Below are 14,450 nucleotides of genomic sequence, written 5' to 3' on the forward strand. Positions count from 1 at the left end.
TGTTACTTCAAATCCTTTACCTGTGGTACTTTAACGAGTATTGTCGCCCCCTCAAAAGAAAATCAATAGGGAATTAAATCCTACAGACTTAGAAAAAGCTTTGAAAGCAGGTGTACAATCCGCCGAAGAGTGGGATTCTAATCAAGTTTCTGATAAGCATTTATTTTTTCATTGTACGCCAAAGGATGTGAGAGAACTTTTAGAGAGTTTTTTCAAAGATACAGGAGTTCAAGAAGAATTACAGAAGCCTTTTACAGAGAAAACAACCCCAAATCTAGAAGTTTTAATTCAAATATTCCACAAAATCAAATTAGATAAACCAAACTTAAAGTTTCCCAAAGAGAGTATTGAACATTGGCTGAAAAACTTTGTAGATGCTTATTTTGAACACACCAATACATATTTAAAGTTTCAAATTGCTAAATCAGATTATCTCAAACAACTATTAGGCTATTTTGATGGAGTTGAATTTGTCGGGATAAAGGTAAAAACAAAAGAAGAAGAAAAATTTGCTAAACTACCACAAATTTTTGTGATGCCTAATGTAGTTGAGCAGGTGGAAGCTAGAGCAAGCACAGGTTTAAAATTAAATTTAGATTTAGCTTTAGAAGAGACAGCCAACCTCCAACGTCAGCAAAATTTACCTTGGGAACAACAAAGTAGTGGCAAGAAATTCTCAGCCCAAGAACTGCTAAAAGAAAGTACACGCAATAAATGTGTTGTGTTGGGAGAACCAGGAATTGGTAAAACAACTTTGATGAGTTACTTTGCTGTGATGCTGGCTGAACAGCAAACTGAGAAACTCGGTTTATCAGCAGACTTAGAGTTACTGCCAATTTTGATTAGAATTAGAGACTTAGGCAAAGCTTCAACAAAGAATCTTTTAGAATATGTACGCAATTTTGCCAATAGTATTCATGTTAAAGAATTGCCCAAAGGTTTCTTTGAACATTGGTTAGAAGATGGGAGAGCGTTAATTTTACTTGATGGCTTAGATGAAATCGCTAAACCAAGCGATCGCCATGAATTTGTAAAGATAATTCACAGCTTTCTCGGACAATATTCTCAAAATCGGGCAATTATAACTTCGCGTCCAGCAGGTTATAGTCGAGAGTTTTTTGGTACAGATGAATTCCCTCATTATCAGCTAGAAAAATTTGATGATAGTCAAATTGATTTATTTATTCAGCAGTGGTATAACAGCAGACTGCCAAACAACCCAGAAGAAGCACAACAGCGTCAAGAAAGCTTAAAAAAAGCATTAACAGCACAAGAACGCATCAAATTATTAGCACGCAATCCTTTACTACTGACAATTATTGCCTTGATTCATCGCTATGACGCACATTTGCCTAGACAGCGATATAAACTCTATGAACAGGCAGTTGATACGCTATTGATTAACTGGGATGTCAACAAGGGCATTGAGTCTTGGAAGCTGAATTATATTAAATTGGACGATATCAAAATATTGATGCAACGCCTAGCTTATTGGATTCATTCTCAAGGGGAAACTGGCGATAAAGAAGGTGGGACGCTGATTGATAGAGATGAGTTGATTACGCAATTAAGCGAATATATTCGTGAATTTAATTATCAAGTTAAGAGTCATCAAGCTAAAGCTGAATCAGAACGCTTAGTTAACCATATTACAGAACGCTGTGGTTTATTAAACGAACAAGGTCAAGATAGATATGCCTTTGTGCATAAAACATTTCAGGAATATTTGGCAGGTGAAGAAATACGCGATCGCCAATCAGGAGACTTTAACGAAGTACTAAATCACATTCGAGATTATCTACACAATTCCCACTGGCGAGAGGTGTTGTTGCTGTTAATAGCTCAACAAAATCAAAGTAACTCAAAAAAAATTATTGAAGCAATTCTGCAACAAGAGACTTCTTATGAAGAATGGCTGCACCGCAATCTTTTATTTGCAGGGACTTGTTTCGCTGAAGATGTAGGCAGTGGAATTGATGCGCTGTGGAATTTGGTAGTAACAGAAGAATAATTTTTGTTTTTTCACTGGAAGTCCCTAAAAAGTGCTGAATACTCAGCACTCTGTCGAGCAAGCAAACCATTGACATTCAGTTAAAAATCGAAGGTTGTGCGAAGCACACCCACATACTGCGTATCATTCCTGCTGTCGTTTTCCGGGTTGAGAATCACCCAAAAACCAGGAGTGACTGAGATGTTGTCATTTAGTCGATAACGATAAAATGCTTCGATATGGTAAGCGTTGTCTCGGTCTTGACGAACATCACTGTTAGAGATGTGCGGTGGTATACCAAAGAGAATTCCTGGCAGATTGCCTCTACCACCGACATCAGGAAACGACAGACCAATCGCCCCAAACCAGGCATTGGCATTGTCACCATTGTTCACAAATAGAGAATCTGTTCCACCCCTACCATTGGAAATATCACTCAAACCAGAACTCTCGGCATTTGCCCAAATATATCCACCCCAAGCGTGGACTTGGAAATTCGGGGAGAAGCGATAGTATCCCTGTGTGCCGACAATATCGTTAGAAGTAGCAATGTTGTTGCCAAAGGGAGCGTTTGACAAGACGCTACCCGTCCCAGCTGAGAGTTCGATTACTCCAGCAGGGCTATAGCCATGAGAGTAAGCTACACCGATCGCTCCTTGCTTACCATAATAGGCTAAGTGTGCTAAGGCATTGTAGCTGCCATCAAACAAGCCGTTGCTAGGCGATGGCACATTAGAACTGCCTGCTAAATAGCCCAAGGTGAGAACCAAGTCTTTGGTAATATTCCAGTTAGCGGCTGCACCGCCGCCACCTCGCCGGAATAAGGGACTGTACGATCCAAAAAGTGAGGGAACTCCATTGCCGTCGTCAGCAATTGTAGGGGGAGTGACGGTGGTTGTAATGTCGGTGTAACCAATGCCTACAGGCCCAACAACGAAGTTAAGGGAATCACTGACTGGGAAGTAATAACGGATGTGGGGGACAAAAAGTGTCTCGTTGCTGTCATAATCGAAGTTTAGGCGTGTCATCCCTGTACCTGTGGCTGCGGCAATTTGGCTGCCAACATTGGATGCAAAGTTACCAAATTCTAGCCGGACTCGCAATAAATCTTTGCCAGTGAAACTGCTTTCAAAGTTGAGACGACCCCGATTTGCAAAGTAGAGATTGGATTCATCATCTTCGCCACCGACTCGATCTCCAAAGGTATCACTAATGGCGGTAATAATTTGAGCATTCAACCTAGTAGTAGTAGAAAACTGCTGTGCCTCCAATGTTGCTGTATGTGCCTCTACAGTATCTACTCGTCCGCGCAGAGTTGTCAGTTCTGCGGCAAAGTCTTGCTGCAACTTTTGCATTACTGCCAAATCTTGCTTATTAACTAAATCGCTAGTAGCTGTAGAAATTAACTCATTAATCCGATCCAAACAAGCATTTAAACCTGCGGCAAACTCATAACGGGTTAAGGCACGGTTGCCGCGATAAGTAGAATTGGGATAACCTGCAATACAACCGTAGCGTTCCACTAACGATTGCAATGCACCAAACGCCCAATCAGTTGGTTGTACATCAGAAAACTGAGAAACAGAAGTCACTTGTCCCTGCAAAGTCCTATTAGCATCTGCTGCATTCGGATCGTCTTCTGGAGGTGCTGCCCAAACTGCTGGAATTGCCAAAAATAAAATAAAAAAGCTAGGAAAAATAGTTTTTAGCATTGATTTATTAATTGAAAATGGTTGAATTATGATCTGGTAACGAAACAAATTATCCTCGAACAAAAGTATGAGCCAATCAACATTAAAGTTAGATATTTTAAGTTGGAGTTTTAGCTCACTTCAAGCAACGTTATGACTTTTTGCTCATTGCTGCTTTTAATAGCTGCTTCTATAATTCTCATTACATTAATTCAGTCTTCGCCAGTAACAGCAATTGGCTGCTTATCGACGATAGATTTATATACCGCATCGTAATCACCTAAATAGCTTTCCTGCGAACTTTTGACTTTTTCTCGAATTACTTTTGTGTCTTTTTCTGTATGCAGCAAGCCATATTTACTTTCCGGTTTTGTATACCAATCAAGTGTGGTGGGCTTCATACCCGCCACTAAATACTCTTCTTGCTTATTTTTTAGTGATTGACTGAAGCGAGAGTTTGTATCTAGTTCACCAAATTAATTTTGATAAGTTCGTAGTCAGTGGCTCTAACTCTCATCTAAGCACTTTAGTGCTTACTACAAACGTAAGAATTCAGCATTCAGAACTCAAAAGTCGTAATTTAACGTGAGTTTGACGAGTGCTATATTGACCTCTCCCTCAGCCCCTCTCCTAGTAGGAGCTACGGTGTATACACAAGTCTGAAATAGCTGAGAAATCACGGTTTTACCCCACCCTAACCCTCCCCTTGCAAAGGGGAGGGAACCAGATTTTTCTTGTTTCCCCCCTTTATAAGGGGGGATTAAGGGGGGTAATTTGACTTGTGTATACACGGTAGCCTACCAGGAGAGGAGAGCAAAAACTTTTCTTTTCTCGTTACTCCTCCCTCTCCTTACGGAGACGCTTCGCGAACGCCTTTTAGGAGAGAGAGGTCTGTCGATCTCACGTTAATTTAAAAGAAATGCAACATGATTAGTACATTTATGTATCTAATTTTCTCCTAATTCTTTAACTATTCTGAATTCTGACTTCTGAATTCTTACCTGAATACTTGTAGCAAAATCAGACTTGATGAGACTACAAATTACATATCCTCTAACTCAATTCCTTTGGTTTCTTTAATAAAAAAGAGAATGAAAAAGAATGAGGTAGCTGCTGCAACTGTATAGAGTCCATAGGCAGAACCTAGACCAAAATATTGCAGTATAGGAGGAAATGTTGTGGAAATGACGAAATTAGCAACCCATTGCATAGCAGCAGCAATCGAAAGTGCGGCGGCTCGAATTTTGTTATTAAACATTTCTCCCAACAGCACCCAAACCACTGGCCCCCAGGAGAAACCGAAGCAAAATACATAGAGGTTGGCTGCGATGAGAGCCATACTCCCGGCGCTTCCGGTAAGATTGGGGTTCCCAGCAGCATCGAGGGGAGCATTACCAAAGAGATAAGCCATCGTCCCCAAAGTAAAGGTCATGCCAATCGACCCTAGTATAAGTAAAGGCTTGCGACCAAATTTATCTACGAAGGCGATCGCAATCAGTGTTGTAATAATGTTGACGGCTCCTGTAATTACCGTGATTGTTAGGGAATCTTTTTCGGAAAACCCAACGGCCCGCCACAAAACGCTACTGTAGTAAAAGATTACATTAATCCCAACAAATTGCTGTAATACAGATAAGCCTATTCCTATCCAAACAATTGGCAAGAGTCCGCCACTTCTGCTTAAGAGGTCAGAAAAGCTGGGTTCCCGTTCGCGAAGTACTGTCTGCCGAATTTCTTCAATTTTTGACAGCACATCACCTCCCAAAATCTTGGTGAGAACGTTAGCAGCTTCTGGTTCTCGTCCTTGAGCAACCAAGTATCGGGGAGATTCGGGAATCATTAAAGCGGACATTCCGTAAAGTACGGCTGGAGGAATTTCTGTCCAAAACATCCAGCGCCAAGCCGCGATACCAAACAAAAATGGCGATTCGGCTGAACCTGCTGACACAGCAATAAAGTAGTCGCATATCAGTGCAATGAAAATTCCAACTACGATCGCTAATTGTTGCAGAGATCCTAGCCTGCCGCGCAAATGAGTGGGAGAACATTCTGCGATGTAAGCTGGGGCAATAACGCTAGCGGCACCAACTGCAATCCCACCGACTAACCGCCAAAAGGTAAAATCCCAAATTCCAAAGGGCAGTCCGGAACCAACGGCACTGATGGTAAACAACACCGAAGATGCAACCATTGCCTTGACTCGACCATAACGGTCTGCAATCTTGCCTGCATAAAAGGCTCCTACCGCAGAACCCAACAATGCCAAGGATACGGCAAGACCAATCTCAACGCTATTGGCGTTAAAGTCTTTGGTAATGGCTCCAACTGCACCATTAATTACAGCAGTATCAAAACCGAACAGAAAACCGCCGAGGGCAGCAGCACCAGCAATCAAAATTACATAAAATGTGTTGGATTTACGACGAACAGTAGTGGTAGACATAAGTTTATATATTGGGAATTGGGTACAGGAGGCAGAGGGGTGAAGGGGCGGAGGGGAAAGACTTACTGCAACTGCTCCCCTGCTCCTCTGCTCCCCTGCCTTTTTTTTACCGTCTAGAACGTCTGCGTAACCGATCGATAGTTACTGCCAAAATAATTACTAGTCCTTTGACGACTAGTTGCCAGAAATAAGAGAGGTTCAACAGAGTTAAACCGTTGTTGAGAATCGCAATAATCAATGCACCGAGAAGAGTGCCGCCAATGGTGCCAATACCGCCTGTAAAGCTGGTTCCACCTAGAATAACAGCTGCGATCGCATCTAATTCATAACCTTGACCTAATACGCCACTGGCACTATAAAGACGGCTGGCGCTCATGATTCCTGCTAAACCTGACAGTAATCCGCTAATACCATAGACGAATAGCAACACGCGATTAACTTTAATCCCTGTTAATCTGGCTGCCCGTTCGTTACCGCCAACAGCATATATCTGCACTCCCAAAACAGTTTGTCGCAGCACAAACCAGCTAGCGATTACGGTCAGTAACGCAATGATTACTAGCCACGGCATGGGACCGACATAATTATTACCCACCCAAGCAAAATTTATGTCTGGGTTAATCAGCGTTGCTCCCTTGGCAACTAAAAAGGCAACACCCCGCAAGGCTGTAAGCGAACCTAATGTGACAATAAAAGGTGGCACATCCAAAAAGGTGATGAGAGCGCCATTGATTAAGCCTAAAAGTAATCCTGCCAGCAACGCAGCAGGCACGGCCGCCCAACTTAAAGCCGGCAGCAGCGATACCAGTAAAGCAACTACGGCAGAAACAGCCAATATTGACCCAACTGAAAGGTCAATTCCTCCGGTGAGAATCACAAAGGTCATTCCTGTGGCCAGCACAATATTGATTGATGACTGACGCAAGATATTAACGATGTTACTGCCTGTGAGGAAGTTGGGAGAAAGAAATGCAAATAAGATGCAGATAATTACTAGAATTGGCAAAATACCCGCAACTTCCAACAGAGTGCTGATTGATTTCCGGTTGCGAGCTGCGGGATTGTTGGCTGATTTATTGATAGGCGGTCTGACTGTCTGACTCATAATGCTGATACCTCCGATGCTCCAGTTGCGTAGTGCATAATCTTTTCTTGGGTGATTTCTTTGCCAAGACTGCCGTCCAGTTCGCCGACTAGTTGTCCTTCTCGCATCACTAAGACGCGATCGCTCATACCGACAATCTCCGATAGTTCGCTGGAAACCATTAAAATAGCAACACCTTGCGCTGCTAATTCGCTCATAATTCGGTAAATTTCACTTTTAGCACCGATATCTACGCCGCGTGTCGGCTCATCTAACATCAAGACTTTCGGTTTAATGGCTAACCAGCGCGCTAGCATTAGCTTCTGTTGATTACCACCAGAAAGATCCAATGCTCTGATTTCCAAATTGGCTAGGCGGATATTAAAGTTTTCTACTGCCTCTGTTGACAGCCGATTAACTGAACTCCAGTCAACAACTCCAGCCTTTGCATCCTCTTTGAGTGTGTTGATGGCAATATTCTTGCGGGCGCTCATCTCCAGAAACAAACCTTGGTCTTTGCGGTCTTCTGGAACGTAGCCAATTCCGGCAGCAATGGCATCACTGGGCGTATTAATTTCCAGTTTTTTGCCATTCAAGAATACTTCACCACTAGCCTTACGGTCTGCACCAAAAATCAGCCGGGATAGTTCTGTGCGTCCGGCACCAACCAACCCAGCTAAACCGAGAATTTCTCCAGCATGAAGTTCAAAACTAGCTGGCTCAATCTTCTTGCGGGCGTCGCTCATATTTCTGACTGACAGCACGACGGGGCCGGGATTCATTTGCCGTTGATGTTCGTAAAAGTCTTGCATGGAGCGACCGACCATCATCTGCACCAATCGCTGGGGAGAAATTTCACTGCGTGTGAGACTGCCAATATATTGACCATCGCGCAACACGCTAATTCGGTCAGCTAAGGCATAGATTTCTTCCATGCGATGGCTGATGTAAATAATCGCAATACCATCACGCCGCAGTTTGCGAATTACCTCAAATAAATGGTCGCTCTCGCGGTCAGACAATGCTGCTGTTGGTTCATCCATTACCAAAACGCGGCTTTTATCCTTCAGCGCCCTGGCAATTTCCACTTGCTGCTGTTCGGCGATGGATAAAGTACCAACTATAGTTTGGGCGGTAAAATTGGCTCCCAGGCTTTCTAGCACTTCTTCTGCTTCCAGTTGCATAGCTTTGCGGTCTAAAAGCTGACCTCGCCGCAACTCGCTACCCATAAACATATTTTCGGTAACGGTTAAATTAGGTGCAACATTCAGTTCTTGATAAATAAGATTAATACCCGCCTTACGTGCTGTCGCCGGATCGGTAATTTTCAGGGGTTGACCATTGATGCGAATTTCTCCTTCATCGGCAATGTAAGCCCCAGCCAGAATTTTCATCAATGTGCTTTTGCCTGCTCCGTTTTCACCCATGAGGGCGTGAACTTCTCCCGGATAAATCGTCAGATTGACATTTTGGAGCGCAGATACACCATGAAATCGTTTCGTAATCCCTTGCATTTCTAAAACAGGGGTCGTAGTTGGTGTATTAGGAAATGAGGTTTCAATATTTGTTGTCATGAGCAGAACCTCGAAAAACAATTTAAAAATTGCATCGTGAGTTAGAAATCAATCAACTCACACTTGATGTGAAATTAAAATCACCCCAAAATTATGTTTTAAAAAGCGATCGCTATTTTGGAAACTTCTCAACGTCGTCTTCCAAAATTTAGAACTTTTCGCAAATGCATATATATAATATATATACATCATGGGTATGTACAAAAGTCTGTCAATGCACCAAAAGAATCAACTCAGATTAGAAATAATTTGCATTGTAAATTTACAATTTTTATTATTTACCAGCCTTTTTCTGTGCTGACATTATCTTTTGTAATCAACTTAACTGGAATCAAAATTGTAGGTGACTTAGGTTTGTTCCCATTTAAGATGTCGTTGCCAACTTGAACTGCTTTTTGGGCCATTCCGCGCGGATTTTGAGTAGCAGTTGCAGCATATAAACTGTTTTTAGAAGCGATCGCAGTGATTGCTTCTGGCGCACCATCAACCCCAACAATAAAGAATTCTTTACGTTGTGCTTGGTTAGCTGCTAGTTCTGCGCCAACTCCACTCGGATCGTTGATGGCAAAAACAGCATCAATCTTCGGAAAGGTTGTCAGCAAATCAGTCATCACTCTGAGTCCTCCATCCCGACTACCGCCTGCATTCTGGTTTTTAGAGAGAATTTTGATATTGGGATATTTAGACAATACATTCTCGCAGCCACTAACTCGCTGAATTACCGAATCCACTGGCGGCCCGTTAACTATTACTACATTGCCTTTACCTTTGAGGCGGTCAGCAATATATTTGCAACTAACTTCTCCAGCTTGGGTATTATTAGTAGTGATGGTGGCATCCACACCTCCCTCAGCACCTGTGTCTACGGCAATGACAATTCTACCTGCTTGTTTTGCTTTTTCAACTATTGGCTTAATGCCACTTTTATCAGCAGCGTTCAAAACAATGATGTCAGTATTTGCAGCCGTAAAATTTTCAATTTGATTGGCTTGTTGGTTAAGGTCATAAGCACTGGAAGCGATAATAACGTTGACATCTTTTCCGCCAATTCTCTTCGCTTCTGCCTCAACTGCTTCTCCCATAACAACGAAGAAAGGGTTACTTAGATCGCCAACGGTAAAAGCAACCGATCGCAACTTTCTATTTTCAGTGGCGGTTTTAATTTCTGCACTAGTATTGATAGCAGTTGTAGTATCACTGTTAGTAGCAGTGTTGCGATCGGAGGAACCATTTGTACAGCCGACAAAGCTACCAGTAATGATACCTAGTATGCTAGCTGCGATTAAGCGAAGCGCAACACCAGAAGTAAGCGGAATCTTTTTCACATTCATAAATATCTCCTAAAAATCATTCTTACTTACACCGTATTGTTCAAAAAATAAAGTAAAGTATTGTCAGCTAATGCGCCATCTTGCAAAACTCCCTATAAACCGTCATTAGTCATTTGTGTTTCTAATGACAAAGGACAAATGACAAAGGACAATTACAAATTACCAGCCTTTGTAGCTGCTAAGGTTCTCTCTAGTCACCAACTTGACTGGAATCAGAATCTCAGATGACTCAGGTTTTTTACCTTGGATGATATCATTGCCAATCTGAACTGCTTTTTGAGCCATCCCTGCGGGATTTTGAGCAGCAGTTGCAGCAAATACACCATTTTTGTCTTCCATTGCTTTGGTTGCATCAGGCGATCCGTCAACCCCAACAATAAAAAACTCATTGCGTCTTGCTTGTCTAGCAGCTAAATCTGCGCCGACACCGCTTTGATCGTTAGTAGCAAAAACGGCATCAATTTTCGGAAAGGTTGTCAGCAAATCGCTCATGACTCTCAGTCCTCCATCCCTTGTCCCTTCGGCGTTTTGCTCTTTAGAGATCAGTTTAATATTCGGATATTTAGACAATGACTTTTCACAGCCACTCACTCGCTGATTGATTGAGTCCATCGGCGTACCGTTGAGGATGACTACACTACCTTGACCTTTGAGGCGATCGGCAATATATTGGCAAGCAACTTCACCAGCTTGGGTGTTGTTAGAACTAATCATCGCATCCACATCTGCATCAACGGCTGAATCTAATGCAATAACAACCCTACCTGCAAGCCTTGCTTGGTCAATAACTGGTTTAACTCCTTTTTTATCAACAGCGCTGAGGATAATTAGATCAGTATTTGCAGCTGTAAAATTTTCGATTTGGTTGGTTTGTTGGTTCAGATCGAAGGCACTGGAAACCGCATTAACTTTGATATTACCGCCGATTTTTTGAGCTTCTGTTTCGGCCCCCTTCTGCACAGCATTATAGAAAGGATTGCCTAAGTCACCCAAAGCGACGCCGATTGTTTGCAATTTTCTATTTGAAGTACTAAGACTCTCTGCACTTATATTAGTAGCCTTGTTAGTAGTATTAGTAGCAATATTGTCATTATGAGCGCCATTTGTGCAACCAAGAACCGCAAAACCTAATATACCAGCTATGAGCGAAATTTTCTTCATATTAATCTGTATTCTAACAACTGATTTAAATTGGATAAAGGTCATTACCAAATAAACTAGGTCTGAAAAACTTAGACCTAACCTAGCGTTACTACTAACTTTTGGAATTGAAACTCAAAAAATCTTGTTATTTGACTTAATGGGAGTTATTGCTATTAGTTTCACGAACTAAAATGTTTTATTTTTAAAGCAAAATTACGAATATTACACTACTTCAAATAATTACATTATTTTTGAGTAAAATTACTTCGTAGTGCATAGCCTGAAAATAGCTTCTAAGTAAAACTTCCAAAAATTAGTTTTATTAAACTTATAAATCTTTATTTGTTTTGAATTTATTTCATTTTATCCCGACCTAGTAAAAAATTTAATTTCTTTATCGAACTTTACATTTGTAAAGTGTTTAAATCTATCGAGAGAACTCAAAGTCTTTATCCCAAAGCATTTGGATAAATTTCGCTATTCAATATTATGGTTGATGTGAAAAACGTTAACATTTCTCAATCAATCTCCTTCAGAAAAGATACTATTAGAGTAGAGAGCTTTTTGATTATTAATACGAGATTTTGGAAGATGTAAACATCCTTTGGTTAGATTTTTCAAATCAACTTTCATCAGCTTGGCAAGTCTATTTCTTTGGTATTCCTCCTTGATTACATGACAGGTAATAAAACAGTAAACAAGATGATATTTGCAAGCTTGATTAAAGATAAAAAAAGTTTGCATATCAATTCTTGTTCTAGCTTTATCCCCTCAAAAATCAAAAATTGCAAATTCTTCTAGCAGTTTAAAACTTTAATGTTGTGGGTAAATATTTAGCCACCAAATCTTCATAGTATGGTTTTAATTTCTGCCAATCAGGAGGAATAGGGTTTTTAGAATACAAATCGTAGGGATTGAATAAACGTACCCATTTAAACATTTCTCGGTCGTGTTGATCCATCAAATGCTCATAGGCATTTTCACGATGTTGAGGATAAAATGAGTGATAACGAAGCATATACAATGCAGGTTCAGGCAAATAGTTTTTCATCATTTGATAAAAATACTCATCATGCCCCCATGACATATGTACATTATTTAATCCACAGTTAGGCTCGTAAATGCCATATTTAGTGTTGTAATCGGGGTTATTATAATCAGGATTTTCTTTAAAGAATTCTGAGAAAACAATTTTATCAGAAAATGCACAACCTACAGGATAAGTATCGCCTACAGTAGCCCATTGAGGTTCACCAAACAGACAAAGCACTTTCCCCATATCGTGAAAGAAGCCAGTAAGTACCATCCAGTCAGGATGACCATCAGCGCGAATCGCTTCTGATGTTTGCAATAGATGCTGTAACTGATCCATGTCTGTATCAGGATCGGAATCATCAACCAACTGATTTAAAAATTCGACCGCATCCCAAACAGACATTTCTTTTTTATCAAACTTCAAAAATTCTTTTTCTTTTTGAAGTACAAAATTATATGTTTGATTAATATGATTTAACCGATAAAACTCTTTTACCGTATATCTAATAGTAGTTTCATAATTCCTGTATTCTTCGGTGGTTTTACCTTCTTTAACGATGTTATCTGGATCGGGATAGCGATTAAGTAAGTCTTTTTCCCATTCTTCTAGCGAACGTAAGGGATTGTTTTGAAGTTGAGCAATGGCATTATTTAGAGTTTGAGACATATCTTCCTAGTTGTCGATATTGTATTTGTTAAATCGTACTTTCGGACTCTATTATGCACAGGTGTGCAAAACCTGTATTAGACTTATTTATCAATTTTTGCACACGTGTGCAAAAATAGGTGTTAAGTTTCATTTCGTCTTTGCATACCTGTGCATAATTTATTTCAGTGTTTTGTCCAATCTGCTTGGACTGGAGTTAAGACAAAGCACTGATGCGATCGCTAATTAATTCTCAGAGACTTTGATACCTTTTGGGTAGCGACAACCTTGTACCACAGCACCCGATCGCTACGCCTTAAAGACGTACAGTTGTACGCCTCTATAGCTGATTTTTGTGCTGGATAGATTTTTGAAAAGGCTTGTGTACGTGTTGTACACAAGCCTTTGATTATATATAAGTTTCTCTTTTGTTTTACACACGTGTGCAAAACCTCTGTTAATTTTTTTGTAGAACTCAGCCAAAAGAGTAGTTAACTATTTTATTAATTGTATGGCAGTGGAATCCTTGACAATATTAGCCAACTCTTGTAACTGGTTTATCGCTTCTGCACCCTCCAACTTCATTAATTCGCGATCTTCCCACAATTCCATCCAAGTAATTCCGTAATCAGATACTAAAAACCGAATCAGGTGCTTTTCTTTTAGGCTAACCATAAATGAAGCACTGTTCATTTGCTCGCCGCATGTATAACAAGACGCAGTATAGCCATGCCGCTCAAGTATAATTGTCAAGGCTTGCAGGTTCATTACCAAGTCTTGGACGAATTCCTGATGCTGTTGCGCTAATCTTATAAACACTACTTTTCTCCTACCATTACAGTTATTTGCTTGCTTTGATATTTTTTTAGACTTACATCTGATGTGATTTAGTTGCCAAAAATTCGTGTTTTCCTAGATACGTGATTAATCTTAATATTACGGTTGTCACCACTGAGCTAGATTTCTAAAGCAGTTCTAATGTTTTGGACAATTATCTGGGGTGGCTGTGCAACATCCATAGATAGAGTATCTACTGGTTCTTCAAGTGTATAAAACTGACTATCGAGTAGTTTGTCACTCATGTAATGATTGCTACGCTTTTTTAACCGCATTTGAATCAACTCGTAAGACCCTTTGAGGTAAACTAGCTTGATGCGTTCGCCCTTGGCGTTGGCGGAGCTATCGCTATCCACTACCAAAAATTGCCGATAGCTATTTTTTAAAGCCGAACACGCCAGCACTACATTTTTATTTTCTTGCAACCAATGCTTGATGGCTGTTTGCAAATCTTGTAACCAAGGTATTCTGTCCTCTTCACTCAGAGGGATACCGCGCCGCATTTTCTCAACATTTTCTGGCGAGTGGAAAGTATCAGCGTCGCTAAATTCCCATTCTAAGGAGTTTGCTAGTAGTTTTCCGATGGTGGTTTTTCCCGAACCAGATACACCCATGACGATAATAATCATTTTTTTCTGAATAAAAGTTCAACTAATTCGGAATTTGTAATTTGTAA

Annotated in this window: 11 protein-coding genes; 1 reads left to right on the forward strand and 10 read right to left on the reverse strand. The window is 40.7% G+C overall.

Translation table 11 applies throughout. The features are described 5' to 3' along the window. Nucleotides 1-40 precede the first annotated feature (40 nt). Complete coding sequence (locus RM368_RS21835) at nucleotides 41-2,011, forward strand: NACHT domain-containing protein (protein ID WP_322695974.1); 1,971 nt, start codon at nucleotides 41-43, stop codon at nucleotides 2,009-2,011. Nucleotides 2,012-2,091: 80 nt separating this feature from the next. On the opposite strand, the gene RM368_RS21840 is transcribed toward RM368_RS21835, so the two are convergent. The 10 genes from RM368_RS21840 to RM368_RS21885 all read right to left on the reverse strand — a co-directional run bounded on the left by RM368_RS21840 (nucleotide 2,092) and on the right by RM368_RS21885 (nucleotide 14,403). Next, nucleotides 2,092-3,702, reverse strand: coding sequence for an iron uptake porin (locus RM368_RS21840; RefSeq protein ID WP_322695975.1), 1,611 nt, complete (start codon nucleotides 3,700-3,702; stop codon nucleotides 2,092-2,094). Between the two features lie 191 nt (nucleotides 3,703-3,893). Then, the gene (locus tag RM368_RS21845) at nucleotides 3,894-4,082 is read right to left on the reverse strand and encodes a hypothetical protein (protein WP_322695976.1); all 189 of its coding nucleotides are present in this window, start codon (nucleotides 4,080-4,082) and stop codon (nucleotides 3,894-3,896) included. A gap of 641 nt (nucleotides 4,083-4,723) precedes the next feature. Then, nucleotides 4,724-6,124 (reverse strand): sugar porter family MFS transporter, encoded by a 1,401-nt coding sequence (locus tag RM368_RS21850; protein WP_322695977.1) that lies wholly within the window; start codon nucleotides 6,122-6,124, stop codon nucleotides 4,724-4,726. Between the two features lie 106 nt (nucleotides 6,125-6,230). Next, a complete protein-coding gene (locus RM368_RS21855) occupies nucleotides 6,231-7,229 on the reverse strand; it encodes an ABC transporter permease subunit (RefSeq protein ID WP_322695978.1) in 999 nt (332 codons plus the stop codon). Next, nucleotides 7,226-8,782, reverse strand: a complete 1,557-nt coding sequence (locus RM368_RS21860; RefSeq protein WP_322695979.1) for a sugar ABC transporter ATP-binding protein — start codon at nucleotides 8,780-8,782, stop codon at nucleotides 7,226-7,228. Before RM368_RS21860 ends, RM368_RS21855 begins: the two co-directional genes overlap by 4 nt. Nucleotides 8,783-9,060: 278 nt before the next feature. Further along, complete coding sequence (locus RM368_RS21865; RefSeq protein WP_322695980.1) at nucleotides 9,061-10,113, reverse strand: ABC transporter substrate-binding protein; 1,053 nt, start codon at nucleotides 10,111-10,113, stop codon at nucleotides 9,061-9,063. Between the two features lie 159 nt (nucleotides 10,114-10,272). After that, complete coding sequence (locus RM368_RS21870) at nucleotides 10,273-11,274, reverse strand: ABC transporter substrate-binding protein (protein ID WP_322695981.1); 1,002 nt, start codon at nucleotides 11,272-11,274, stop codon at nucleotides 10,273-10,275. Nucleotides 11,275-12,061: 787 nt separating this feature from the next. Next, nucleotides 12,062-12,958: an inositol oxygenase family protein gene (locus RM368_RS21875; protein ID WP_322695982.1), complete on the reverse strand. Its 897-nt coding sequence runs from the start codon at nucleotides 12,956-12,958 to the stop codon at nucleotides 12,062-12,064. 474 nt (nucleotides 12,959-13,432) lie between these two features. Beyond that, the gene (locus RM368_RS21880) at nucleotides 13,433-13,756 is read right to left on the reverse strand and encodes a DUF1815 family protein (protein ID WP_322695983.1); all 324 of its coding nucleotides are present in this window, start codon (nucleotides 13,754-13,756) and stop codon (nucleotides 13,433-13,435) included. A gap of 137 nt (nucleotides 13,757-13,893) precedes the next feature. Continuing rightward, entirely contained in the window at nucleotides 13,894-14,403 is a 510-nt protein-coding gene (locus RM368_RS21885) for a gluconokinase (protein WP_322695984.1), read from the reverse strand. Nucleotides 14,404-14,450 lie beyond the last annotated feature (47 nt).

Origin of the sequence: Nostoc sp. DedSLP03 (assembly GCF_034530815.1) — a bacterium.
In the GTDB taxonomy this organism is placed as follows: Bacteria; Cyanobacteriota; Cyanobacteriia; order Cyanobacteriales; family Nostocaceae; genus Nostoc.

Bases quoted from the DNA above. Each gene is read 5' to 3' on its own strand.
- RM368_RS21840 (WP_322695975.1), bottom strand. From the start codon at position 3,702: ATGCTAAAAACTATTTTTCCTAGCTTTTTTATTTTATTTTTGGCAATT.
- RM368_RS21845 (WP_322695976.1), bottom strand. From the start codon at position 4,082: ATGAAGCCCACCACACTTGATTGGTATACAAAACCGGAAAGTAAATAT.
- RM368_RS21850 (WP_322695977.1), bottom strand. From the start codon at position 6,124: ATGTCTACCACTACTGTTCGTCGTAAATCCAACACATTTTATGTAATT.
- RM368_RS21855 (WP_322695978.1), bottom strand. From the start codon at position 7,229: ATGAGTCAGACAGTCAGACCGCCTATCAATAAATCAGCCAACAATCCC.
- RM368_RS21860 (WP_322695979.1), bottom strand. From the start codon at position 8,782: ATGACAACAAATATTGAAACCTCATTTCCTAATACACCAACTACGACC.
- RM368_RS21865 (WP_322695980.1), bottom strand. From the start codon at position 10,113: ATGAATGTGAAAAAGATTCCGCTTACTTCTGGTGTTGCGCTTCGCTTA.
- RM368_RS21870 (WP_322695981.1), bottom strand. From the start codon at position 11,274: ATGAAGAAAATTTCGCTCATAGCTGGTATATTAGGTTTTGCGGTTCTT.
- RM368_RS21875 (WP_322695982.1), bottom strand. From the start codon at position 12,958: ATGTCTCAAACTCTAAATAATGCCATTGCTCAACTTCAAAACAATCCC.
- RM368_RS21885 (WP_322695984.1), bottom strand. From the start codon at position 14,403: ATGATTATTATCGTCATGGGTGTATCTGGTTCGGGAAAAACCACCATC.